The 22977-nt window shown below is 34.1% G+C and carries 23 protein-coding genes and 1 pseudogene; 22 read left to right on the top strand and 2 right to left on the bottom strand.

Annotated elements, in window-relative coordinates; all coding sequences use genetic code 11:
• The 9 genes and pseudogenes from OTJ99_RS07580 (at position 1) to OTJ99_RS07540 (ending at position 7175) form a co-directional block, all read left to right on the top strand.
• Entirely contained in the window at positions 1–699 is a 699-nt protein-coding gene (locus OTJ99_RS07580) for a pseudouridine synthase (protein WP_045164623.1), read from the top strand.
• 33 nt (positions 700–732) lie between these two features.
• Positions 733–1317, top strand: coding sequence for an ECF transporter S component (locus OTJ99_RS07575; RefSeq protein WP_045164624.1), 585 nt, complete (start codon positions 733–735; stop codon positions 1315–1317).
• A gap of 13 nt (positions 1318–1330) precedes the next feature.
• The gene (locus tag OTJ99_RS07570) at positions 1331–1681 is read left to right on the top strand and encodes an Asp23/Gls24 family envelope stress response protein (RefSeq protein ID WP_045164625.1); all 351 of its coding nucleotides are present in this window, start codon (positions 1331–1333) and stop codon (positions 1679–1681) included.
• A gap of 20 nt (positions 1682–1701) precedes the next feature.
• Positions 1702–3342, top strand: coding sequence for a DAK2 domain-containing protein (locus tag OTJ99_RS07565; RefSeq protein WP_045164626.1), 1641 nt, complete (start codon positions 1702–1704; stop codon positions 3340–3342).
• A 7-nt stretch (positions 3343–3349) separates the two neighbouring features.
• A complete protein-coding gene (recG, locus tag OTJ99_RS07560; RefSeq protein WP_045164627.1) occupies positions 3350–5389 on the top strand; it encodes an ATP-dependent DNA helicase RecG in 2040 nt (679 codons plus the stop codon).
• A 19-nt stretch (positions 5390–5408) separates the two neighbouring features.
• Positions 5409–5540: pseudogene (locus tag OTJ99_RS07555) on the top strand (alpha/beta-type small acid-soluble spore protein); the annotation flags it as partial.
• Positions 5541–5660: 120 nt separating this feature from the next.
• Entirely contained in the window at positions 5661–6242 is a 582-nt protein-coding gene (rsmD, locus tag OTJ99_RS07550; protein WP_045164628.1) for a 16S rRNA (guanine(966)-N(2))-methyltransferase RsmD, read from the top strand.
• On the top strand, positions 6211–6717 hold the full coding sequence (gene coaD, locus OTJ99_RS07545) for a pantetheine-phosphate adenylyltransferase (RefSeq protein ID WP_045164629.1): 507 nt from the start codon (positions 6211–6213) through the stop codon (positions 6715–6717). Before rsmD ends, coaD begins: the two co-directional genes overlap by 32 nt.
• Complete coding sequence (locus OTJ99_RS07540) at positions 6717–7175, top strand: ATPase (RefSeq protein ID WP_045164630.1); 459 nt, start codon at positions 6717–6719, stop codon at positions 7173–7175. Before coaD ends, OTJ99_RS07540 begins: the two co-directional genes overlap by 1 nt.
• Before the next feature lie 558 nt (positions 7176–7733).
• On the opposite strand, the gene OTJ99_RS07535 is transcribed toward OTJ99_RS07540, so the two are convergent.
• Positions 7734–8153 carry a hypothetical protein gene (locus OTJ99_RS07535; RefSeq protein ID WP_235374560.1) on the bottom strand — a complete coding sequence of 140 codons (420 nt, stop codon included), beginning with the start codon at positions 8151–8153 and terminating at the stop codon, positions 7734–7736.
• A gap of 64 nt (positions 8154–8217) precedes the next feature.
• Between OTJ99_RS07535 and OTJ99_RS07530 the strand changes: the two genes are divergently transcribed.
• Entirely contained in the window at positions 8218–8976 is a 759-nt protein-coding gene (locus OTJ99_RS07530) for a patatin-like phospholipase family protein (protein WP_045164631.1), read from the top strand.
• Here the strand turns inward: OTJ99_RS07530 and OTJ99_RS07525 are convergent.
• The gene (locus tag OTJ99_RS07525) at positions 8969–10168 is read right to left on the bottom strand and encodes a nucleotidyltransferase (RefSeq protein ID WP_045164632.1); all 1200 of its coding nucleotides are present in this window, start codon (positions 10166–10168) and stop codon (positions 8969–8971) included. The genes OTJ99_RS07530 and OTJ99_RS07525 overlap by 8 nt on opposite strands.
• 193 nt (positions 10169–10361) lie before the next feature.
• Here OTJ99_RS07525 and OTJ99_RS07520 point away from each other — a divergent pair, with 193 nt between their 5' ends.
• From OTJ99_RS07520 to OTJ99_RS07465, 12 genes are read left to right on the top strand one after another with little or no spacing between them, the layout of a single operon-like run.
• Positions 10362–11507 carry an acyl-CoA dehydrogenase family protein gene (locus tag OTJ99_RS07520; protein ID WP_045164633.1) on the top strand — a complete coding sequence of 382 codons (1146 nt, stop codon included), beginning with the start codon at positions 10362–10364 and terminating at the stop codon, positions 11505–11507.
• A gap of 20 nt (positions 11508–11527) precedes the next feature.
• The gene (locus OTJ99_RS07515; RefSeq protein WP_045164634.1) at positions 11528–12316 is read left to right on the top strand and encodes an electron transfer flavoprotein subunit beta/FixA family protein; all 789 of its coding nucleotides are present in this window, start codon (positions 11528–11530) and stop codon (positions 12314–12316) included.
• A gap of 43 nt (positions 12317–12359) precedes the next feature.
• Positions 12360–13355 carry an electron transfer flavoprotein subunit alpha/FixB family protein gene (locus OTJ99_RS07510; RefSeq protein ID WP_045164635.1) on the top strand — a complete coding sequence of 332 codons (996 nt, stop codon included), beginning with the start codon at positions 12360–12362 and terminating at the stop codon, positions 13353–13355.
• 23 nt (positions 13356–13378) lie between these two features.
• Positions 13379–14260: a ComEC/Rec2 family competence protein gene (locus OTJ99_RS07505; RefSeq protein ID WP_045164636.1), complete on the top strand. Its 882-nt coding sequence runs from the start codon at positions 13379–13381 to the stop codon at positions 14258–14260.
• 18 nt (positions 14261–14278) lie between these two features.
• Positions 14279–15064 carry a hypothetical protein gene (locus OTJ99_RS07500; RefSeq protein WP_045164637.1) on the top strand — a complete coding sequence of 262 codons (786 nt, stop codon included), beginning with the start codon at positions 14279–14281 and terminating at the stop codon, positions 15062–15064.
• 35 nt (positions 15065–15099) lie between these two features.
• The gene (locus OTJ99_RS07495) at positions 15100–16212 is read left to right on the top strand and encodes a DegT/DnrJ/EryC1/StrS family aminotransferase (protein WP_045164638.1); all 1113 of its coding nucleotides are present in this window, start codon (positions 15100–15102) and stop codon (positions 16210–16212) included.
• Positions 16209–17522 (top strand): nucleotide sugar dehydrogenase, encoded by a 1314-nt coding sequence (locus tag OTJ99_RS07490; protein WP_045164639.1) that lies wholly within the window; start codon positions 16209–16211, stop codon positions 17520–17522. The genes OTJ99_RS07495 and OTJ99_RS07490 overlap by 4 nt, the downstream gene beginning before the upstream one ends.
• Positions 17523–17540: 18 nt before the next feature.
• Positions 17541–18665 (top strand): Gfo/Idh/MocA family protein, encoded by a 1125-nt coding sequence (locus OTJ99_RS07485; protein ID WP_045164640.1) that lies wholly within the window; start codon positions 17541–17543, stop codon positions 18663–18665.
• A complete protein-coding gene (locus tag OTJ99_RS07480) occupies positions 18662–19402 on the top strand; it encodes an acyltransferase (protein ID WP_045164641.1) in 741 nt (246 codons plus the stop codon). Before OTJ99_RS07485 ends, OTJ99_RS07480 begins: the two co-directional genes overlap by 4 nt.
• A complete protein-coding gene (locus tag OTJ99_RS07475) occupies positions 19368–20564 on the top strand; it encodes an O-antigen ligase family protein (protein WP_045164642.1) in 1197 nt (398 codons plus the stop codon). The genes OTJ99_RS07480 and OTJ99_RS07475 overlap by 35 nt, the downstream gene beginning before the upstream one ends.
• Positions 20542–21828: an O-antigen ligase family protein gene (locus OTJ99_RS07470; protein ID WP_045164643.1), complete on the top strand. Its 1287-nt coding sequence runs from the start codon at positions 20542–20544 to the stop codon at positions 21826–21828. The genes OTJ99_RS07475 and OTJ99_RS07470 overlap by 23 nt, the downstream gene beginning before the upstream one ends.
• Positions 21825–22925, top strand: coding sequence for a glycosyltransferase family 4 protein (locus OTJ99_RS07465; protein WP_045164644.1), 1101 nt, complete (start codon positions 21825–21827; stop codon positions 22923–22925). The genes OTJ99_RS07470 and OTJ99_RS07465 overlap by 4 nt, the downstream gene beginning before the upstream one ends.
• The last annotated feature ends 52 nt before the right edge of the window (positions 22926–22977 follow it).

Genomic DNA, 22977 nt, shown 5'->3' with positions numbered 1-22977 from the left:
ATGAGACTTGACAAATTTTTAGCACACAGTGGTTTTGGGACAAGAAGTGAGGTAAGAAGGTTGATAAAGAAGGGCGTTGTAAAAGTAAATGGCAGAAAAGCTAACAGCCCAGATTTGAAAGTTGATGAAGAAAAGGATGTTGTACAGGTGGGAGAAAAAATAGTAAAGCTTCAAAAGTGGGTTTACATTATGATGAACAAGCCTCAAGGGTATGTTTGTTCAAATGATGACCCGTTTTCACCTACTATTTTCTCGCTTATTCCGGAAAACCTAAAATATAGAAATTTGCACACGGTTGGTAGACTTGATAAAGACGCTGAGGGGCTTTTGATAATTACAAACAACGGAGAGTATACGCACAAAGTTATATCACCAAAAAAACACATAGAGAAGGAATACATTGTTAAGCTTGAGAAAGAGCTTAATAGAGAAAAGATAAAGGTATTTGAAGATGGTGTTGTTTTAGATGATGGTTATAAAACCATGCCAGCAAAATATACTATAATAGATGATTTTACAGTTAGCATTACCATTCATGAAGGAAAATACCATCAAATAAAGAGAATGTTTGAATCAATTGGAAATAGGGTTGTGTATTTAAAACGTATTAGAATAGGCAGGCTAAAGTTAGATGAAAATTTGAACCCTGGCGAATATAAGGTGTTAGATGAGCTTGATGCTTTTTTAGTGTTTGAGTAACAAGCGTTTGGTAAAAGGAGGAGATCAAAAAGAATGAGCCAGACAGGAACAAAAAACCTTATTAAGATTTCTATATTTGGTGCACTTGCTTTTGTTGTAATGCTCATTGAGTTTCCGCTTGGAATATTTCCAGACTTTCTGAAACTTGATTTCAGTGATTCGATAGCTCTTATTATCTCATTCGCTTTAGGACCTTTACCTGGAGTTGCAGTTGAGCTTTTAAAAAATCTACTTCACCTTTTTGTCACAAAAACAGCTGGAATAGGTGAGCTTGCCAACTTTACAGTAGGTAGTTGTTTTGTATTTGTAGCTGGATACATATACAGTCGCAATAAAACAAAAAAGGGAGCAATTTTGTCTTTAATAATATCTACTGTTGTTTTTTCTATCTGGGCGGGAATTTTAAACTATTTTGTTTTTCTTCCTTTGTATGAAAAGGTGTTGAAATTTCCTATAACAGAAATAGTAAAACTTGCTGCAAAGTTCAATAGTCTTATTACTGACAAGTTTACCTTGATATTGTTCTCAATTATTCCGTTTAATCTTATAAAAGGTACTATAATTTCCATTATTACGTTTGCTCTTTATAAACGACTTTCAAAGATTGTAAAAAGATAGGGGATGGAAAGATATGGGTGTGTATTTTGAAAATAAGTTTGGCAAGATAGAGATAACAAATGATTGTATTGCAACCATAATAGGGCTTAGCAGCATGGAAAGCTATGGTGTTGTTGGGATGGCATCAAAAAGCATAACAGACGGAATTGTAAACCTACTTGGGAGAGAAAATCTACAAAAGGGAATAAAGGTTACAGCAGAGAATGGTGTCGTCAATGCTGATATCCATATAGTTGTTGAATATGGAACAAGAATTCCTGTAGTTGCTGAAAATATAAAGGAAAGGGTTTCGTATGCAATTGAAAAGTACACTGGATTAAAACCAGGTAACATCAATATTTATGTGGATGGTATCCGCTTGTAAGAAGCTGAGGAGGATGTAGTATGAAATTTTTAACAGCAGATGTATTAAAAGATATGCTAAAGGCAGCTAATAACTATTTAAAATTGAATGCAAAAAAGATAAATGCTCTAAATGTTTTTCCTGTACCAGATGGAGATACAGGCACAAACATGTCTGCAACACTTGCGAGTTCCATAAAAGAGATTAATGGCAAGGTTTTTAAAAGCGTTGATGAACTTATGAATGCAGTAGCTTTTGGTAGCTTAAAAGGTGCCAGAGGAAACTCTGGAGTTATACTTTCACAGCTTTTAAGAGGCTTCGCAAAGGAACTAAAAGGAAAAGATGTATTGGACATTCCAACATTTGTTGCCTGTCTTAAATCGGCCGCTGCAAGTGCTTATAGAGCGGTAATGAAACCCACAGAAGGTACAATGCTGACCGTTGCAAAAGGAATAGCTGAAGATGTTGAAAAACAGACTATGTCAGATTCCATAAGTGAAATAGAAGACCTTCTTGAACTTTGTGTTTTGAGTGGTAAAAAGTGGCTAAGCAAAACTCCTGAAATGTTGCCTATCTTAAAAGAAGCAAATGTTGTTGACAGTGGTGGCATGGGGCTTGTTGTAATTTTTGAAGGGATGTATAAGTTTTTGAAAGAAGGAATTAGTTTTGAAGATGTTCAAGAGGAAGATGCTTGTGAGGTAGCTACTCTTAAAACTGATGATATAAAGTTTACTTACTGTACAGAGTTTTTTATAACGGGACTTAAAAAAAATATAGAGGATGAGTTTAGAGAATATCTTCAGACCATTGGCGATTCAATTATAGTAATCCAAGATGGAGAAATTTTAAAAACCCATGTCCATACAAACTCACCTGGCAAGGTAATAGAAAAGGCTCTGAAGTATGGGGAGCTTATAAATATAAAGATTGACAATATGAAATATCAGCACCAAGAGTTTGTAAAAACTGAAATGAACCAAAGGAAAAATGAGAATATCGAGAATGAGATAATTACAAAAGAATATGGATTTGTAGCTGTATCCCAGGGTGAAGGATTTAATGAAATTTTAAAAGGTTTAGGAGTTGACGTTATTATAGAGGGCGGACAGACAATGAACCCGAGTGCAGAGGAGTTTATAAGTGCAATAAGAAATGTCCCAGCAAAAAATATATTTGTATTTCCAAATAACAAAAATGTTATAATGTCGGCTGAGCTTGCTCTTCAAATAATCAATACAAAAAAGAATATCAAAATTATAAAAACAAGCAACATTCCAGAATGTATTGCAGCCCTCATACGGTTTGATGTAAACTCAAATGTTGAGGAAAATCTCCAGCGGATGCAAGAAGCAATAAATTCTATTAAAGTTGCTGAAGTTACTCAAGCTGTAAGAAGTACAAGAATAAACGGTTTTGAGATTAAAGAAGGTGATTTTATAGGAATATCCAAAAAAGAGATAATACAATCTGGCAAAGACCTAATAGAAGTGGCTTTCTTGTGCGCGAAGAAGATTGTTGACGATAGCACTCAAATTTTGAGCATCTACTATGGTAAAAATGTTAGTTTTGATGATGTGCAGAAATTAGTGGAAAGCCTTAAAGCGGAATTTCCTAAAATTGACATAGAAAGCTATCAAAGTGGAAATGACATATATCACTTTATAATTGTTGCCGAGATGTGATGAAAAAATGAAGCTACTTGAAAAAGAGATAAGATACCTAAAAGGTGTTGGAGAAAATAGAGAGAAACTTTTTAAAAAGCTTGGTATCAAAAAGGTTGAAGATTTACTTTGGCACATTCCAAGGAAATACCTCGATTATAGTAAACTTAAGAAGATAAAAGACCTTTCAGATGGTGAAATAGAATCATTTGTGGGGGTTGTTTGTGGAAAACCAACTGAGATAGAGACAAAAAATGTAAAGATAATAAAAATACCTGTTGAGGATGGTACTGGTGTTATTACAACCGTCTGGTTTAATCAAGACTATATAAAGAATGTTTTAAAAGAAGGAGAAGTATTTTGTTTTTCGGGCAAAATAGAAAGAAGAGGTTTTTATATCGAAGTTAAAAATCCTGAATTTGAAAAATACGACCAAAACCTTATTCACACAGGAAGGATTGTTCCTGTTTATAATTCTACAGAAGGTCTATCTCAAAAAGTAATAAGAAACATTGTAAATAATCTGTTGCAGCAGGTTGAAGGACAGCTTGAAGATGTCATTCCGCCATACATAAGACAAAAATATCATTTAAGTGAAATAAACTTTGCGATGAAAAATATTCACTTTCCAGATAACATGTTAAGTCTCAGTCTTGCGCGAAGAAGGCTTGTGTTTGAAGAATTTTATCTTTTGCAGCTTTCACTTTTACTTCTAAAAGAGAACATAGAAAAAAATGAGGGTGTAAGAGTGGAAAATGCAAAAGAAAATATAGAAGAATTTAGGAAACTCTTGCCGTTTGATCTAACAAATGCACAAAAGCGAGTTTTAAATGAGATAGCAGAGGACTTAGAAAGTTCAAAACAGATGAACAGACTTATCCAAGGTGATGTTGGTTGCGGAAAGACGATTGTTGCCTTAGCTGCTGCATATGCTACGATTAAAAGCGGGTATCAGGTTGCACTGATGGCACCAACTGAAGTTTTAGCTATCCAGCACTATAACGAGTGTAAAAAGTATTTTAAAAACAAAATAAATGTACGCCTTCTTATTGGTTCAACACCAAAAAAAGAAAAAGAGGTAATTTTAAAAGAGATGGAATATGGGCTTTGCTCTATGGTAATTGGAACTCACGCACTGATTCAGGAAGGTGTCAAATTTAAAAATTTGGGTCTGGCAATTACTGATGAACAACATAGATTTGGTGTAATACAAAGGGTGGAGCTTACAAAAAAAGGGAATTCTCCTAATATACTTGTTATGACCGCAACTCCAATCCCGAGGACATTGAGTTTGGTTTTGTATGGTGACCTTGATATATCTATAATAGACGAGATGCCACCAGGTAGAAAAAAGATTTTAACATACGCTGTTGATGAAAGTTTTCGCCAGCGTGTTTACAATTTTATCAAAAAACAGTTGGATAACGGAAGGCAGGTCTACTGGATTTGTCCTTTGATTGAGGAATCTGAAACTTTGAATGCAAAATCTGCTGTGGAGTTTGCAAAGCTATTGAAAGAAGGGTTTTTTAAGGATTACAACATAAGTTGTCTGCATGGAAAACTTTCTTCAAAAGAAAGAGATAGAGTACTCAAAGAGTTTAAGGAAGGTTTGATTCATATATTAGTGTCAACAACGGTGGTTGAGGTTGGTATAAATGTTCCTAATGCAACTGTGATGGTGATTGAAAATGCGGAAAGATTTGGCCTTGCACAGCTTCACCAGCTCCGTGGAAGAGTTGGAAGAGGAGAACATCAATCGTACTGTATCCTGTTTAATCAAAGTGATTCTGAGATAGCTAAAAAGAGAATGATTGCAATAACCAAAAGCCAAAATGGTTTTGAAATAGCAGAGATGGATTTAAAACTAAGAGGACCAGGTGATTTGTTTGGAACAAAGCAACATGGATTTATGAATTTTAAGATTGCGGATATAGTAAATGATATGGAAATTTTGAAAGAAGCGCGAAAGGCGGCTGAAGAAACCATTAGATTAAACCTTGTTGATAAAACTTTACTTGAAAGAATTAATAAACAGTTTTACAATAATATGGAAAATATAGGTCTTTAACCCTTCTCAAAAATTTCTTAGCTCAATTGGTGTTCAGCTAAAACCTGGTTACAATGGTGACTTGACAGCAAAGCAGGCGGGCTCAATTGGTGGTTATATGGGAAAAAGAATGATTCAGGACTATGAAAACAGGGTTGCAGGAAAACAATAAAAGCAGATAACGTTTAAAAGATATACAACAACGAAGGGACTTTTTAGGTCTCTTCGTTGTTGTTTTTTTAGAGGGATTTTTATATAATCAATATATAAGTAAATTGTGGAACCTAAAAAAATGAGAGTTATTAGTGGACAAAATAAGGGTAGAAAGTTAAAAACCTTAAACATTAAGGGATTACGACCAACTTCTGATAGAGTGAAAGAAGCTCTTTTCAATATGATATCTCCTTTTTTAAGTAAAGAAGCAGTAGTTGCCGACCTTTTTGCAGGTACAGGAAATGTAGGAATTGAGTTTTTGTCACGTGGGGTAAAAGAGGTTGTGTTTGTTGAAAAGAATGAAAGGTGTATCCAGCTTATAAAGGAAAATTTAAGAAATTTAAATTTACTGAAAAGGGCAAAAGTCTTTAAAATGGATGTTTTGAGATTTTTAAACTCAAAATATTGTCCTGTTTTTGATATTATTTTTTTAGACCCTCCTTATAAGTCTAATTATGCAGCAGAGTGTATAGTAGAAATATTAAAACACGATAAAATTTCGCAAAATGGACTTATAATAGTTGAGTCAAATATAAACTTTTATTTTGAAGATGATAGACTTTCAATCCTTAGAGAAAGAGAATATGGAGATACAAAAATTACAATCTTCACTGTTGGGGGTAGTCAGATTGAAGATAGGAGTATATCCAGGGAGTTTTGACCCGGTCACAAACGGTCATCTTGACATAATTGAAAGAGCTTCTAAGATTTTTGATAAATTAATTGTTGCAGTACTTGTTAATCCTAACAAGACACCTGTTTTTGACATAGAAGAACGAGTTGAGCTTTTGAAAGAGACAACTGAACATCTGCCAAATGTTGAGGTGAAGGCCTTCAACGGGCTTTTGATTGATTTTATGAAACAGGAGAATGCAAAGGTGATAGTCAAGGGACTCAGGGCAGTTTCTGATTTTGAGTATGAGTTTCAAATGGCGCTTTTGAACAAGAAATTAGAACCTTCAATTGAGACAATCTTTATGATGACCAATAGCAAATATTCATATTTGAGCTCAAGTATGGTTAAAGAAGTTGCAAGGTTTGGTGGATGTATAGAAGACTTAGTGCCTGAAAAAATTGCTAAAAAGGTTATGAGAAAATTGAATAAGAAATATGCTGAAATGGAGGAAAATAAGTAATGAGCGAACTCAGTATTTTGGAACTTTTAGAGAGAATGGAAGAAATAATAGAGAATAGTAAGTCTATTCCATTTACATCAAAGGTTATGGTGGAAAAGGATGAGCTTCTTGATATTATCAAAGAAATAAGGCTTCTTCTTCCACAAGAGCTGTCTCAGGTAAAATGGGCAAAAGAGGAGAGAAAAAAAATTTTGGAAAGGGCACAAAAAGAGGCAGAGGCTATTATAAGTGATGCTGAAAGCAAGGTTAAGGGCTTAATTGATGAGACAGAGATTGTAAAGATGGCAGAAAAAAGAGCTGAGGAGATTATCCAAAAGGCAAAAGAGCATGCAAAAGAGTATAGGATTATGGCACAGACATATACAATAGAGCTTTTAGAGCAGACTAAAAAGACAATTGAGAATATAGTAAAAGAACTGAATGATAACATCGACCAAATAAAACAAAAAAATACATAAACTATGTGACTACTAATATTGCTAAAAGTATTACAACTGACAATATTGCATGAATACATTTGCCAATAAAATAAAATTTGATAGGTAACTTAGCTTCTTTCAGAAACGAAACTGCTTGAAAATGGACGCTCATTCCTCCTTACGAAATAATGAAGGTGCATGCTAATAACTTGTAAAAGGTTGAAAGGGTTTGGGATTTACTGACTAAAACAGTGCCATTTGTAATTTCAAAGAATCCGTATAAAAGTCCTTTTGTTAGGTCCTTATTTATTCCGAAGAGATTATATAAGGTATTGTACAAAAGAGAATACACCTTAAAATATTCGAGAACAAAATTTAGGTTAAAAAACAGTGTAATAAAACCACCAATTAGTAAAATTGTCTCGATAGAGTCTTTTACTGAGCGGTATAAAAGGGCTCCAATATCAAGATTTATATTTCCTTTTTTACAGTGGTTAAAGCTGCTTTCCATTGTGGGATAAATAGAAAAGTATATAGCGAGAATTATACTTGCCATTGCATGGGATAAAAAAAGGATATATCCTTGAGTTTTTGAATTCAAAAGGTGATTTCCACTGTGCCAATTATAAAAAGCGGTCCTGAGTTGTTGACATAAAGCAATAACTTTGTTGCCTCTTTTTTACTAATGAGATTTTCCTTGTAGAGACTGCATACTATTTTAACTCCTATGGGATATCCTGAAAGAATACCAATTAAAAAAGCTAAGAAACCATGCGAAGAGATTTTAAAGATGCTTTTTGCCACAGGCAAGAATATGTAAGATATATAGCTTATCATTCCTGAATTAACAAGCACATTGATGATGAGAAAGTAAGGAAAAAGTGATGTTACAACCTTTTGTGCCCACAAGAGAATTGATGTCTTGGTTATCTCAATGATTGCGTGAGGATTTAAAAATATGCATATAAAGTAAAGTAGACATAAAACAATTATGGTAAAGCTATATATTGTTTTCAAAGAATATTTACCTCAAAATCCGATTATTGTCCATTAAAAATTCTATTAATTTTTGGAGGTAATAATGAAAAAAGTATCGGTTGCTCTTGGTTCTGGAGCAATGAGAGGCTTTGCCCATATAGGAGTGTTAGAGGTTTTGGAAAAAGAGTTTGAATTTGAAGCTTTTTCAGGTTGTAGTATGGGTGCTGTTATAGGTGCTTTTTATTGTTTAGGATATGATTTGAAATTAATTTACAAGATTGCCAGAGAAATGAGGAATGACATACTAATAGATTTCAAAATAAGAAAAAATGCTCTTATCTCTGGCAAGAATATAGAGGAAATATTAAAGCTTTTTTTGAGAGATAAAAAGTTTAGCCAATTAAAATATCCATTTTATGTAGTTGCAACAGACCTGTTAAGAGGAGAGCAGGTTGTTTTCAAAGAGGGCAGTTTATATGAAGCAATCAGGGCAAGTATATCAATTCCAGGGATTCTTCCACCTGTAAAGTTGAATAATACAATTTTAGTAGACGGGGCAGTTGTTGATAAAGTCCCTGCAAAGGTTTTGAAGGAAAATGGTCATGAGTTTATAATTGGTGTTGACGTTTCTGGAAAAAGTACAACAAAAGAGCCCAAAAATATATTTGAAATGATATTGACCACAATAGATATCATGGGTGAGGAGATTTTCAGGCTTAAGCAAAACTACATTGATTATCTTATAAAGATTGAGCTCGAAGATGTAAATCCTTATACACTTGCTGACATAGAAATAGCATATCAAAGAGGAAAAGAAAAAACAAAAGAAGCAGTACCAGAAATAAAAAGATTGATTAGCTAAAAGAAATATAAATTGGATTTTGTTTGTACTCAAGCTGCATATAGTTGTAGAAGTCTTTATACATTATTGCATGAATCTGCGAAGCCTTAATTTCTAGTTCAAGCAGATGATTGTACACAGGATTTTTAACAGTATAACTGTCAAGCTTTGTGATGTACTCTACTTTTTCCTTGATGGTATGCAAGTAATTTTTTCCTTTATCGTTAAATCCCAGTACTCTTATATATGGCTTTTTAGAAAGAAGAATTTTTTGGTTTACTTTACTGTCTACAAGAGAGTGGATAAATATTCGTTGAAGCCGTGTTAGAGGGTATCTTTTTGTTTTAACTTTTGAAAGAAGGTCTTCGGCACTTTTGGAACTAAAAACGTATTTGTAAAATCTGTTTTCAATTCCTTCTTTTACATCAAGCTGATCTTTCAAAAAATCTTTGTCAATTACCGACCTATAGACAAAAATTTTGAAAAAATTTTCAATAGTGACAGGTCCTCTTCCGCTTTCAATCTCGTCAATTAAAACTTTGTATGAAGCTTCAGGCATTTTGTCTTTTATAAGCTCTAGATTATTTATGTTATTTCTAATTGCCGTTGCTGAGCAAAGATTGCCGCTTCCTAAGGTTGGGTCATTATAAGAACTTCCTATCCTTTTTATTGTAATTGGCTCTATTTTTGAATCCATTCTCAAAATCCACTTTATATATTCAATCCCGAGTATATTGTTTGGTAAAAACTCGACATTGTCACTGCTTATTTTTTTTAATGCAAGCTCACGCGCTTTTGGGAACGAGTGTCCCACTTTTAGATATTCTTTCAAATATTTTTTGAAACCTTCTTCTTCAAAAGCTAAATGCATAGCTATCTTTTTCAAAAGATTAATATCTCCGACCTCTGAACCAAATACCACCCAATCTACACCTAATGTGTTTAAAATGGAAATGGCGCCATATGCAAAGATTTCGGCACTGTTGCAGGCATATGCAAAGGGAAGCTCAAAAACTACGTCCACACCATTTAAAAGTGCCATTTTAGTTCGTGCCCATTTGTTTACAATTGCAGGTTCCCCTCTTTGTATGAAATTTCCGCTCATTACAGCAACAACAACATCTGCACCTGTTATTTCTTTTGTCTTTTGTAAGTGATACAAATGCCCATTGTGGAAAGGGTTATATTCAACAATTATTCCAGCAACCTTCAATTTAAATTTAAGCACTCCTTTTCCTTTTGAAGAGTAATCTTTAAAAAGATAATAGCAGAAAAAATTTCTTCAAACAAGAAAGCTTTCAAAAGCAAAATTTTGATATAGAAAAAAGCTTTAGTTTGACAATGAAGATTTTCATCTGATAAACTATCAAAAAAAGCTATTTAAAAAATAGGGGGCGAAATTTTAAGTGGATTACTTTTTGACAGATAGCCAGAAAATTATAAAAAGATTGGCAAAAAAGATTTCTGATGAGGTTATTTCAAAAGTTGCTGGCAAATATGATAAAGAAGGAATATTTCCAAGAGATATATTGGATTTATTAGCATACACCGAACTGACAGGTGTTTACATTCCTAAAGAATACGGTGGCTTTGGCGGCGGTGTGCTGGAGATGTGTCTTGTTGTTGAAGAGCTTTCAAGAAACTGTGCAGGGATAGCTGTGTCATATGCAGCCACTGCCTTAGGTGCATATCCAATAATGCTGTATGGGACAGAGAATCAGAAAAAGAAATACCTTCCAAAGATTGCCAAAGGTGAGGCGATTGCTGCATTTGCATTAACAGAGGCTGATGCGGGAAGTGATGTTAGCAGTATAAAGACAGTAGCTGAAAAAGATGGGGATTTTTATATCTTAAATGGAAACAAACATTGGATAACAAATGGTGGAGAAGCAGATATCTATGTTGTGTTTGCAGTGACAGACAAATCAAAAGGACCACGAGGCATTTCTGCCTTCATTGTTGAGAAGGGATACGAAGGTTTTTACTGTGGGAAAAAAGAAGACAAGATGGGAATCAGGGCATCTTCTACCACAGAGCTTATATTTGAAAATTGCAAAGTTCCAAAAGAAAACCTGTTGGGAAGAGAAGGCACGGGATTTATTATTGCAATGAAAACATTTGACAGGACAAGACCAGGTGTTGCGGCAATGGCAATTGGGATTGCTCAGGGTGCTTATGAACATGCTCTAAGGTATGCAAAAGAAAGAATACAATTTGGTCAACCTCTTACATCCTTCCAGGCAATTCAGCACATGCTTGCTGATATGTACATAAACATCGAAGCGGCAAGGGCTCTTTTATACTCTACATGTAGGATGATTGACAGTGGTGCGAAAGACTATACAAAAGAATCTTCTGCATGCAAGGTATTTGCATCAGATGTAGCTATGAAGATAACCATTGACGCTGTTCAGATTATGGGTGGAAATGGGTATGTAAAGGATTATCCTGTTGAGAAGATGATGAGAGATGCAAAAGTGACCCAGATATTTGAAGGTGCTAATCAAATTCAAAGAAATATTATTGCATCTGAGATTGTGAAAGAATTATAAAAGAAGAGGTGGCAAATGGTATGAATATCCTCGTTTGTGTTAAACAAATAGTCGATCCAGATAAGATCGAATATAATTCAACTACAAAAACAATAAAAAGAAGTTCACAGCATCTAATGAACAATCCTGCTGATTTAAATGCACTTGAGTTTGCCTTGAGGCTAAAAGACATATTTCCCGACTCTCGAGTATATACCCTTAGCATGGGTTCTTTGGAGTGCAAGGAAAAAGTAAAAGAGCTTATTGAGCTGGGTGTGGATGAGGCAATTCTGTTGAGCGACAAAAGACTTGCAGGATCTGATGCGTCAGCTACATCATATGCGCTTTCCTGTGCTATTGAGACTTTGGAGAGGTTTGACTTAATCCTTTGCGGTGATCATTCGCTTGACGGTGAGACATCTATTGTTCCACCACAGATTGCTGAGTATTTGGGAATTTGCCATATTGCCTCAGTGGTTGATATAAAACCTAAGGATAAAGATACTCTTGAGATTGTAAAAAAGGTTGAAAATATCTTAGCAAAGTTTGAGGTAAAACTTCCTATGTTGTTATCAGTTAAAAAAGATAGTAACTTTGTAAGATTTCCAAAACTGAGTTTCATGATAAGGGCACTTTCATACGAACCTAAGGTTCTAAGTCTAGATGACTTAAGAGATATAGATGTTAAAAGAATAGGACTTGAGGGGTCAAAAACAGCTGTAGATGACTTTGAAAAAGAAAAGATGGAAAGCATCAGTTGCAAGATTTATGAACAAGGCAGTATAAGCGAAATCGAGTGCATAGCAGAGGTGATTTTAAAATTTATTTAATGTTTTCAAATTTTAATTCATCAAGGGAGGTTATAAAAAATAGATGGTATATACAATATTTGTACCTGTCATTCTTAAGGAAGATAAACTTCAAAAGATCAATCCACTTTTAGCTCTTATTAAAAGCAAGATTGGTAACCCGAAGAAGGTAATAATAGGAATATATTCGGAAACGTTATCAGATGAAAATTTATTAAGTGAACTAAAACTCTTTGATAGCTGTGAAGTTTTTGTGTATACAAATAATAGTTTTTCGTGCTATGAAGGACCATACATTGAAGCAGTTGCAAAAAGTATAGATGAGATTAAACCTCAGATGGTTTTAGCACTTTCAAGTGAATTTACAAAGTCAGTCTTAGCAAGAGTTGCGGCTAAATTTTCTTCAGGTTTTGTGGCTGACTGCATTGATATAAAGTTTGATGAGTCATCTGGAAAGTTTGTTTTTATAAAACCAGCTTATGGTTCAAGTATAAATGCAAAAATCTCTGTAAAAGACTGTGCAATTACATTTGTCACAATCAAGCCAAGAGGCGGGATTGAATGTCTGTGTCAAGTCAAAAAAGAATTTGAAATTGTGAAAAAGACAATAGAAATTCAAGAAAAGAGTGGTCAAATAAGTTTTATAGAAAAAATTGTGCGAGAAGATATTGATAACAGGCTTGAAAGTGCTAAAATAGTTATTGGTGTTGGGCGAGGGATAAAAGATAAAGAAAATCTAAAGTATGCATATGAGCTTGCAAACATTTTAGGTGGTGCTGTTGGTGTTACACGACCTCTTGTTGATTTGGGATGGGCACCAAAAGAGCTTCAGATTGGACAGAGTGGCAAGATTATCTCTCCTGATATTTATTTCGCATTTGGTATATCAGGTGCTGCTCACCACATGTGCGGAATTGGAAAGCCAAAGCTTTTAATTGCAGTCAATAAAAACAAAGATGCAGAAATATTTAAAATTGCAAACTATGGGATTGTAGCAGATGCTACACAAACTATGAAATCCTTTATTAGGGTATTTAAAGAAAGACTAGAAAACTGCTGAGATTTCAATAGCGGAGGAATCCAATGAGAAAAAGATCGTTTTTTTCTTTGTTATTAATTTTTATTTTGTTGTTTTTGACTTCTTGTTCTTTTTTAAATACGGAAGATAAGTTTTGGCAAGAAAATTTAAAAGAGTTTTTAGCAAAAGATGTCTGCACATTATTCTTTTTAGACGTAGGTCAGGGTGACTGCATATTAATAAAAACTCCCGAAAATAGGTTCATCTTAGTAGACTCAGGACCAAACACTGCTGAGAACGAAGTTTTGAAGATTTTTGATATCTTAAACATAAGAACTTTTGAGGTTGTAATTGCCACGCACCCTCACGAAGACCATATTGGCAACATGGACAAAATTATCTCAGAGTTTGATGTCAAAAAGTTTTATACCATAGATAAGGCGACAAATACTCAAGCGTTTGAAAATATGCTTAAAGCTTTAGATAAAAAGGACCTCAGAATAAATATTGTAAGACCGTATGATAGAATCTCAATAAATAATGTTTTACTTACTTTTTTGTCTCCACTAAAAGATTACGAAGATTTAAATAACTCAAGTGCTGTTGTAAAGTTAGAGTTTGCAAAGAGAAGAGTACTTTTGACTGCTGATATTTCGAAGGATGTAGAATATGATATACTAAAAGCGAATGAGGATGTTAGGGCTGATATCTTAAAAGTTTCTCATCATGGAAGTTACGCTGCGACAAGCAATGGTTTTCTCAATAAAGTAAAACCAGAGCTTGCCATAATAAGTGTGGGGAAAGACAATCCGTACGGTCATCCTCATAGATCTACATTGAAGAGATTGAGAAATCATCATGTAAAAGTTTTGACAACAATGGACAATGGTAACATTGCAGTTATAATCTCACCTGATGGAAATGTAAAAGTCTTAACAGAAAGGTAGAAAGGAGAAAAAAGCTAAATGGCTGAGATTTTTAAAAAGAGAATGAAAGAAATAATATCAATTGTAGTTGCTTTCATGATATTGTCAGTTGTTGTTGTTCAATTTTTCACAAAGACTCTTTGGACAGCTGAAATAAATCTGAGGCTTGACAACAACCTCTTAAACCCTCTGAATTTCAATATGGCTTCTTCTTCAATCTCGAATATTGTTCAAGGGCTTTATTCTAATATGACTTCTATTGACTTGAACAAAGAGTATTTGGAAATGGTGGCATTAAACCCGCCTTTTTTAGACTATGTCACAAGCAAGTATGGAGAAGATGAGAGGTTTGGCGTATTTGTTGAACCAAAGGCATCCAAGAGTGGTGTAAACTATGTTGTTGTAAAAGCTGTTGCCGATTCTTCTGACCAGGCACAAAGGATGCTCAGCAAGTATATGAAAAGTTTAAACGATAAGGTTTTGTTAGATTTGAAAAACAGGTCTGAAGCTGCTCAAAAGCTTTTGAATGAACTTTTAAAGGAAAAACAAAAGTATGACAAACTAAAATTGACTGCAGCTGAGCAGGAACAGTATAGTCAAATCTTCTCGGCTATAAACCTCATTAAGTGGTTTAATGAGAATTATAATAAAGTGATTGATTTAAAAAGTGCCATAGCTGAATACGGCAAACTTAAAATATATGAATCAGCAGGTAGCAAATTTGAAAAGGCTGTAAGAATTGCTGCTGGAACAATTTCAGGAGTTATAATAGCAATTTTGTATGTTATCTTGAGAGAAAGAAAATATATACTTTCTAAACTTTGATTTCAAAATACAATATGAATGGAGATGAAAAAAAGATGATACCTCTAATTGACCTAAAGCGCCAATATACAATGCTCTCAAATGAGATAATGCATGCTATAACTGAGGTTTTGCAAAGTGGGCAGTATATACTCGGTCCCAAAGTTTTGGAATTTGAAAAAAGGTGCAGTGAATACTTAAATGTCAAGCACTGTATAGGTGTTGGCAACGGTACGGATGCTCTTGTGATAGCACTTGAAAGTTTGGGGATTGGAAATGGTAATGAAGTAATCACAACCCCATTTACATTTTTTGCAACAGCAGAAGCTATTGTGAGAGTCGGTGCAACACCAGTTTTTGTTGATATTGATCCACTTTCTTACAATATAAATCCTGAGGAGATTGAGAGGAAAATCACGCCAAAGACAAAGGCTATTATGCCTGTGCATATATTTGGTCAAGTATGTGATATGAACAGAATATTAGAAATAGCAAAAAAGTACAATCTATATGTCATAGAAGATGCATGCCAGGCTTTTGGAGCAGAATACAACGGCAAAAAAGCAGGGACAATTGGGGATGTTGGATGTTTTTCGTTCTTTCCAACAAAAAACTTGGGCGGTTTTGGAGATGGAGGTCTGATTGTAACAAATAATGATGAGGTTGCAGAAAAGGCAAGAATGCTTCGCCAGCACGGGTCAAAGAAGAAATATTACAATGAGCTCATTGGTTTTAACAGTAGGCTTGATGAGATTCAAGCTGCCATTTTGCTTGTAAAACTCAAATACATAGATGAGTGGAATAAAAAAAGATCAGAGATTGCTGAAAAATATAACCATGGCTTGAAACTTGAGGGGTTGGTTACTCCTGCAAAGACAAATGCTTGTGAAAGAGGACATATTTATCACTTGTATATTCTGCAATATGAAAATCGCGATAAAATACTTGAGTATTTAACACAAAAGGGAATTGCAACAGGTATATATTATCCTGTGCCATTACATTTGACAAAGGCACTAAGATTTTTAGGGCATAAAGAGGGAGACTTTAAGGTTGCAGAAGAAGTTTCTAAAAGAGCGTTTGCTATTCCAATGTTTCCAGAGCTTAAGGATGAAGAAGTTGAATTTATCATTTCATCAATAAATGAATTCGGAGGGAATTTTTTATGAATGAGGTTGCAAAAGAGCTTCTAAAGAAGATTGAAGAAAAAACAGCGGTGATTGGTGTTGTTGGGCTTGGATATGTAGGGCTGCCTTTGGCTGTTGAGAAAGCAAAGGCAGGCTATAAGGTAATTGGATTTGATATACAGCAAAAGAGAGTTGACATGGTTAATAAAGGACAAAATTACATTGGAGATGTTGTTGACAAAGAACTTGAACAGCTTGTCAAAGAAGGAAGAATCTTTGCTACAACCGATTATAGCAAAATTGCAGATGTTGATGCGGTGGCTATATGTGTTCCAACTCCGCTTGACAAATATAAACAACCAGACATTTCGTATGTTGTGAACTCAACAAAAGAGATTGCGAAATACCTTCACAAAGGTATGCTTGTAGTTTTAGAAAGCACAACATATCCTGGGACAACAGAAGAGGTTGTAAAACCAATCTTAGAGGAAAGCGGGCTTGTATGCGGTCAAGACTTTTTCTTGGCCTTTTCACCTGAGCGTGTTGACCCGGGAAATAAAGTGTATAATACCAAAAATACACCTAAGGTTGTGGGTGGAGTAACTCCAACATGTACAGAAATTGCTGCAAGGCTGTATGAAAATGTCTTAGAGGGCGAAGTTTTTAGGGTAAGTTCACCAAAGGTTGCAGAGATGGAAAAGATTTTAGAAAATACATTCAGAAACATAAATATTGCGCTTGTAAATGAAATGGCTATTTTATGTGAGAGAATGAATATTGACATTTGGGAAGTAATTGAAGCAGCAAAGACAAAGCCTTATGGTTTTATGGCATTTTATCCCGGACCTGGCCTTGGCGGTCATTGCATACCCATTGACCCGTTTTACCTTACTTGGAAGGCACGTGAGTATGACTATCATACAAGGCTTATTGAAATTGCTGGTGAGATAAATAACTACATGCCAGAATATGTTGTTGAAAGGGTTATGAAAATACTGAACAAATTCAAAAAACCCCTGAATGGCTCAAAAATACTGGTGTTGGGTGTTGCGTATAAAAAAGACATTGATGATATAAGAGAGTCACCTGCTTTAAAGGTAATTGAAAACTTTGAAAAGGAAAATGCAATTGTAGAATACAATGATCCATATGTGCCGAGTTTTACTTATAAAGGAAAACAATATACTTCGGTAGACATTACAGCTGAAAGTTTAGGTCAATATGACATAGTTGTGATAACAACTGACCATTCCAAGTACGACTATCAGTTTATAGTGGAACATGCAAAACTTATATTCGATACGAGGAATGCAACAAAAGGGATAAAATCTGAGAAGATATACAAACTATAAGTTTTTGGAGGATGAAATATGGACAAACTAAGGGTTTGCTTGATTGGATGTGGTCGAATATCATTCAAGCATGCAGAAGCTTATGCCAACAACTTCGATAGCTTAGAAGTTGTTGGGTTTTGTGATTTGATCGAAGAAAGAGCTCAAAAGACAAGACAAAAGTATTATGAGCTTTTAAAAAGCAAGGGAATTGAAATAAAAAGGGAAATTCCAATATATACTGATTATATCAAGATGTTGAAAGAACAAGACACTGATATAGTTGATATTGCTACATTCAGTGGCTGTCATGCCCAGCAGACGCTTGTAGCACTGGATTTTGGTAAGCATGTGATTGTTGAAAAGCCTATGGCACTTTCTATTGAGGATGCAGATAAAATGATTCAAAAGGCAAGAGAAAAGAAAAAAGTTTTGGCGGTATGCTTACAAAATAGATTCAACAAAAGTGTACAGAAGTTAAAAGCAACAGTAGAAAGTGGCAAGTTTGGCAAAATCCTTTACGGTGTTGCAAACATAAGATGGAACAGAAACAATGAATATTATAAACAAGGTGCTTGGCGTGGCACATGGGAACAAGATGGCGGTGCACTTATGAACCAATGCACACATGACATAGATCTTTTGCAATGGATTATAAATTCTGATGTTGATGAAATTTATGGGGATATTGAAACATTTTTACGTCCAATTGAAGCAGAAGACACAGGTTTTGCTTTGTTGAGATTTAAAAATGGAGCACGGGGGATTATAGAAGGTACAACATGTGTCTGGCCATCTAATTTAGAAGAGACTCTTAGCATTTTTGGTGAAACAGGTACAGCTATTCTTGGAGGCACCTCTGTCAACAGGATTGTTGTGTGGCGTGTCCCAGAGGAAGATGAGAAAGAGGTAATAGAGAAGTTTGTTGAAAATCCTGATAATGTATATGGATTTGGGCACACGCCTCTTTTTAGAGATGTAATTGAAGCTATAAAAAATGGGCGGGATCCACTCGCGACAGGCGAGGAAGGGAGAAAATCGCTGGAGATAATCTTGGGAATATATAAATCTGCTATTGAGAAAAGACCTATTAAATTTCCACTTGGAAACTTTTCAACACTTGATGTGAAAAGAGAATATGAAAGGCAGAGAGTTAGAAAATGAGATATATAAGTAAGAATGCTAAAATAGGTAAAAATGTTGAATTCGGTTATTTTGTAGTGATAGAGGATGATGTTGTAATTGGAGATAACTGTAAAATTGGTCACAATGTTGTTATTAAAAGTGGAAGTGTAATAGGCAATAATGTAGAGATATTAGATGGCACAATTATAGGTAAGCTTCCTCAAAAGGCTTCAATGAGCAGGACAACAGAAGATATTACTTTGCCGCCAGCTGTGATAGAAAATGGTGTAAAAATTGGTGCTTACTCTATAATTTATAGAGGTGCTCATATCTCCGAAAACGTATTTATTGCTGACCTTGTAACAATAAGAGAAAATGTTAAAGTGGGGAGTAACACAATTATTGGAAGAGGAGTTAGCATAGAGAATAAGACCACTATAGGAAGCTATTGTAAAATAGAGACAAATGCGTACATTACAGCAATCTCGGAAATTGAAGATTGGGCGTTTGTTGCGCCGTGTGTTGTTACGTCAAATGACAACTTTGCAGGAAGAGGGAAGGACAGATCAAAGTTTTTCAAAGGTGTGACAATAAAGCGCGGTGGCAGGATCGGGGCAAATGCGACAATTTTGCCTGGGAAAGTGATTGGTGAGGAAGGGTTTGTAGGTGCTGGGAGTGTTGTGACAAAGGATGTCAAACCTCGCAAGATAGTAGTGGGAAATCCTGCAAAGGAGCTCAGAGATGTACCACCTGAACAACTTCTTGAAAACCAATAAGACTGAGATTATTTTGAGTATAGTTGGAATAATTTTATTTCAGCTTGTGCGGTTTTCTTATATACCCTTTTATCTTTTTCTATTAACTGTTGTTATTTCAGTATTTTACTACTATAAACCAAAGTTAAAATTTGAAATAATTGAGCTTATTCCACTGTTTTTCTACATTGTAATGATTATCTTAAGTACAATATTTTACAAAAATGCTATAGAAAAGAACAAAGCTATTTTAGGAGTGATAAATGCTTTTATTATTCCAGCTTTGTTCTACATTGTATTCGTTGTGGCTGGAAATAATCTGTTTTACCGAATTAAAAAAGTATGGATTTTCGTGTTTGTTATTGCACTTTTAGTTTGCATAGTTGAGTATTTATATTATCTACTGTTTAAATCATATAGAGAAAGAACAATTTCAGTATTTTTCAATCCAAATACATTTGCGTTTTTTTTAGTAATGGTTTATCCTTTTGTATTGAGCTTTTTAAAAAATGACAGGCAAAGAATTACGGGTACACTCATCATATTCTTGGGGATTTTGCTATCTGGTTCAAGGACAGGATTTTTGGTGTATCTCCTTGAGGCGCTGCTTATTAATATAAGGCTTGTTAAAAAAAATATAGTGAAAATTTTTATAGGTTTCGGCATAGTTTTAAGTTTGTTTTTACCCAAGATTGCATATAGAATTCCAAAATTTTCTGATATATACAGCACAAAAAATGCTGTAGGGCAGAGAATCTTTGCCATAGAGTTTGTTCTAAATTATTTTAAACACAGAAATTTATTTGAAGGAATTGGACCGGCACAGTTTGAGAGTTTTTTTAGAAGCTTAAAAGCTCCAGGGATTGTAGCTCTTCACTCAGTGCATAATTTGTTTTTAAATGCTCTTATAGAGTATGGTATAATAGGATATGGGATGTTTGTTTTTTTAGTTTATTTCCTTATTTTTGTTACTACGTTTAATATGTCAAGATCAAAAAAAGGTTTTGATTGGGTAGTATTTGTGGGATTGATTTGTATTACAATATTTCAGATGTTTGATATGGCTGAGATAACAAATGTGAGAATGGTGGTTGTGAATTTGATTTATGTTTATTATATAGCTTTAGTTTTGCGAAAATTTAGAAGGTGGAGACAAGAGAATGGGAAAACCTTTTCATTTTAGGTTGAAAGAGAGGTATCTTCCTTTTTTCATATACCTTACTTTTATGGCTAATTTTTTTGGCAGTACACTTGCGTATCCTCGTTTGAGTTACCTTTTTTTATACAGGATATTTTTAGGATTATTATTTGTGTTGATTTGCATAGATATAATTTTAAATGGTATTGAGATAAAGAAATTTTTAAATTTTTCTTCATATTTTTTAATTAGCTGGACTGCATATTCTTTACTCAGTTTTTTATGGGCTCAGGATATCAAAAATGCTCTTCGCGACCAAGTATTTTTAACTGCAAATATCTTGGTTGTTCTGATTTTTATGTACTACTCAAATTATGTCAGATGGAATGTTTTAGAAAACATTATTTTGTCTTCGTATATAATAAACATCATTGTTGGATACTGGGAGGTTGTAACAGATAGACATCTTTGGACATCCAAAATTCCTCTATATAACCTGCACAGGACGCCATCAACTTTTTTTTCAAACCCAAACGATTTTGCAACTTATTTGGTACTATACTTGCCATTTATTTTGAATTTTATTGTGCGTGAGAGAGTATTTACTTTAAGAAAAATTGCGGCTTTATTTGCTGCTATATTTTCAGTGCCTCTTTTAATACTCACTACCAGCAGGGCAAACTATATAGGTTTTGTTTTAGCTTTGATTGTCTATTTTTTCTTGATTGAGAAACTTGAAAAAAGGGAATATTTAAAGTATTCACTTGCTATTTTCTTGTTTTTAGTAATTCTCACTGGCTTTAGATTAGACTTCGGGCTTTTTAGCAAAATAGGTCAGATGATTTCAACACAGCTATCTTCACTCTTTGATTTTTCGGCAAGTACCCTTTCATCGAATGTAAGAAGAGTACTTTTAATAGTATATGGTCTTTCATTTTTATATGACTACCTTTTCTTTGGAGTTGGATCGGGTAATAGTAGGGTTTTGATGGAAAAGGTAAGACAGTATACGGTAAATGTAGAACTTCACAATTGGTTTATGGATGTACTTGTGTGCTATGGTATTATTGTGTTTGTATTTTACATAATTTGGATTTTCTATATAATATACAAACTGCTACAAATAAGGGTTACAAAAAATGAATTAAGATTGCCAGCAGTTTCAGTAATTGCTTCAATTGCTGCATTTGGTTTTTCGAGTGTAAGCTCTTCAAAGATGATAGAGATGAGAATTATGTGGTTTTTATTTGCACTTGCGGTTTTTATAGTATCAAATTTTCAAGGAAGTGAAGGAGAGCAAAGAAATTGAAAAAAAAGGTATTAGTATTGTCATCTGCACATCCTTGGGATGATGAAAGGGTGTTTAACAAAATTACAAAAAGCCTTAGTAAAAGGTATGAGACGGTTTTGTGTGCAGTTGCAGAAAATGATTTTCAGGTTGTAGATGGTATAAAAGTCTATGGATTTAAAAAACTACCAAGATCAAAGAGGTATAAGAACTATTCAAAGATTATAAAGATAGTAAAAAAAGAAATGCCAGATTTAATTCATTTTCATGACCCTGATCTATTACTTTTAGCTTTGTATTTTAAGCTGGTACTCAGGAGAAAAGTGATATACGACGTTCACGAAGATTATTTCTTGGCATTTCAAGACCGTGAGTATTTGCCAAAATTTATAAGAAATCTTTTCTCTTTTGCATTTGATTTTTTTGAAAAAGGTGTCAGTAAGCTGTTGGACGGTGTGGTTGTTGTAACCGAAGATATTTTTAACAAATTTAACTGCAAAAATAAGGTGATATTAAAGAATTTTCCGACCATTGATGAATGGCAAGAAAGGCAGGAGTATAATTTGAATGGCACAATAAATCTTGTTTATATTGGGAATGTGTCTTATCACAGGGGAATTACAAATTTAATTTTAGCAGTAAACCATCTATTAGACCTTGATATAAGATTGGATATTATAGGACCTGCCGAAAGTAAAGATTACTTTGAAGAGATAAAAAAGTTTGAAAATGAGAAAATAAAGATATGGGGAAGAGTACCCAAGAGTTGCATACCAGAAATTTTGAAAAATGCGCATATTGGTTTTGTTACTCTCTTGCCATTAAAGAGGTACTTGACATCACTTCCTCTCAAGCTCTTTGAATATATGGCGGCAGGGATGCCTGTGATTGCTTCAAACTTTAAGCTTTGGAAAGATATTATTGAAGGCAGTGACTGTGGCATTACTGTTGACCCAGCTGATATTGGGCAAATTAGAGATGCTATTCTATATTTTTACAATAATCGGCAAGAGATTGTAAAAAAAGGACAAAATAGTTATAGAGCATTTATTGAAATGTACAACTGGTCAAAAGAAGAGGAAAAACTTTTTGATTTTTACAAAAAGATTATGGGTTAAGAAAAAGATTTTTAGACTGATACATTTAAAATGGCGGGGAAGGAGATAATTT

The sequence above is a fragment of the Caldicellulosiruptor naganoensis genome (genome assembly GCF_026914285.1).
Taxonomy (GTDB): Bacteria; Bacillota; Thermoanaerobacteria; order Caldicellulosiruptorales; family Caldicellulosiruptoraceae; genus Caldicellulosiruptor; species Caldicellulosiruptor naganoensis.
This window is presented reverse-complemented; position numbering and strand designations above follow the sequence as displayed.

What these genes read in the sequence shown, in the direction of transcription:
- OTJ99_RS07480 (WP_045164641.1), top strand. Translation starts at nt 18,662, where the DNA reads ATGAGATATATAAGTAAGAATGCTAAAATAGGTAAAAATGTTGAATTC.
- rsmD (WP_045164628.1), top strand. Translation starts at nt 5,661, where the DNA reads ATGAGAGTTATTAGTGGACAAAATAAGGGTAGAAAGTTAAAAACCTTA.
- OTJ99_RS07475 (WP_045164642.1), top strand. Translation starts at nt 19,368, where the DNA reads ATGTACCACCTGAACAACTTCTTGAAAACCAATAAGACTGAGATTATT.
- OTJ99_RS07565 (WP_045164626.1), top strand. Translation starts at nt 1,702, where the DNA reads ATGAAATTTTTAACAGCAGATGTATTAAAAGATATGCTAAAGGCAGCT.
- OTJ99_RS07495 (WP_045164638.1), top strand. Translation starts at nt 15,100, where the DNA reads ATGATACCTCTAATTGACCTAAAGCGCCAATATACAATGCTCTCAAAT.
- OTJ99_RS07500 (WP_045164637.1), top strand. Translation starts at nt 14,279, where the DNA reads ATGGCTGAGATTTTTAAAAAGAGAATGAAAGAAATAATATCAATTGTA.
- OTJ99_RS07570 (WP_045164625.1), top strand. Translation starts at nt 1,331, where the DNA reads ATGGGTGTGTATTTTGAAAATAAGTTTGGCAAGATAGAGATAACAAAT.
- OTJ99_RS07580 (WP_045164623.1), top strand. Translation starts at nt 1, where the DNA reads ATGAGACTTGACAAATTTTTAGCACACAGTGGTTTTGGGACAAGAAGT.
- OTJ99_RS07505 (WP_045164636.1), top strand. Translation starts at nt 13,379, where the DNA reads ATGAGAAAAAGATCGTTTTTTTCTTTGTTATTAATTTTTATTTTGTTG.
- OTJ99_RS07490 (WP_045164639.1), top strand. Translation starts at nt 16,209, where the DNA reads ATGAATGAGGTTGCAAAAGAGCTTCTAAAGAAGATTGAAGAAAAAACA.
- OTJ99_RS07485 (WP_045164640.1), top strand. Translation starts at nt 17,541, where the DNA reads ATGGACAAACTAAGGGTTTGCTTGATTGGATGTGGTCGAATATCATTC.
- OTJ99_RS07470 (WP_045164643.1), top strand. Translation starts at nt 20,542, where the DNA reads ATGGGAAAACCTTTTCATTTTAGGTTGAAAGAGAGGTATCTTCCTTTT.
- OTJ99_RS07540 (WP_045164630.1), top strand. Translation starts at nt 6,717, where the DNA reads ATGAGCGAACTCAGTATTTTGGAACTTTTAGAGAGAATGGAAGAAATA.
- OTJ99_RS07510 (WP_045164635.1), top strand. Translation starts at nt 12,360, where the DNA reads ATGGTATATACAATATTTGTACCTGTCATTCTTAAGGAAGATAAACTT.
- OTJ99_RS07515 (WP_045164634.1), top strand. Translation starts at nt 11,528, where the DNA reads ATGAATATCCTCGTTTGTGTTAAACAAATAGTCGATCCAGATAAGATC.
- recG (WP_045164627.1), top strand. Translation starts at nt 3,350, where the DNA reads ATGAAGCTACTTGAAAAAGAGATAAGATACCTAAAAGGTGTTGGAGAA.
- OTJ99_RS07530 (WP_045164631.1), top strand. Translation starts at nt 8,218, where the DNA reads ATGAAAAAAGTATCGGTTGCTCTTGGTTCTGGAGCAATGAGAGGCTTT.
- OTJ99_RS07575 (WP_045164624.1), top strand. Translation starts at nt 733, where the DNA reads ATGAGCCAGACAGGAACAAAAAACCTTATTAAGATTTCTATATTTGGT.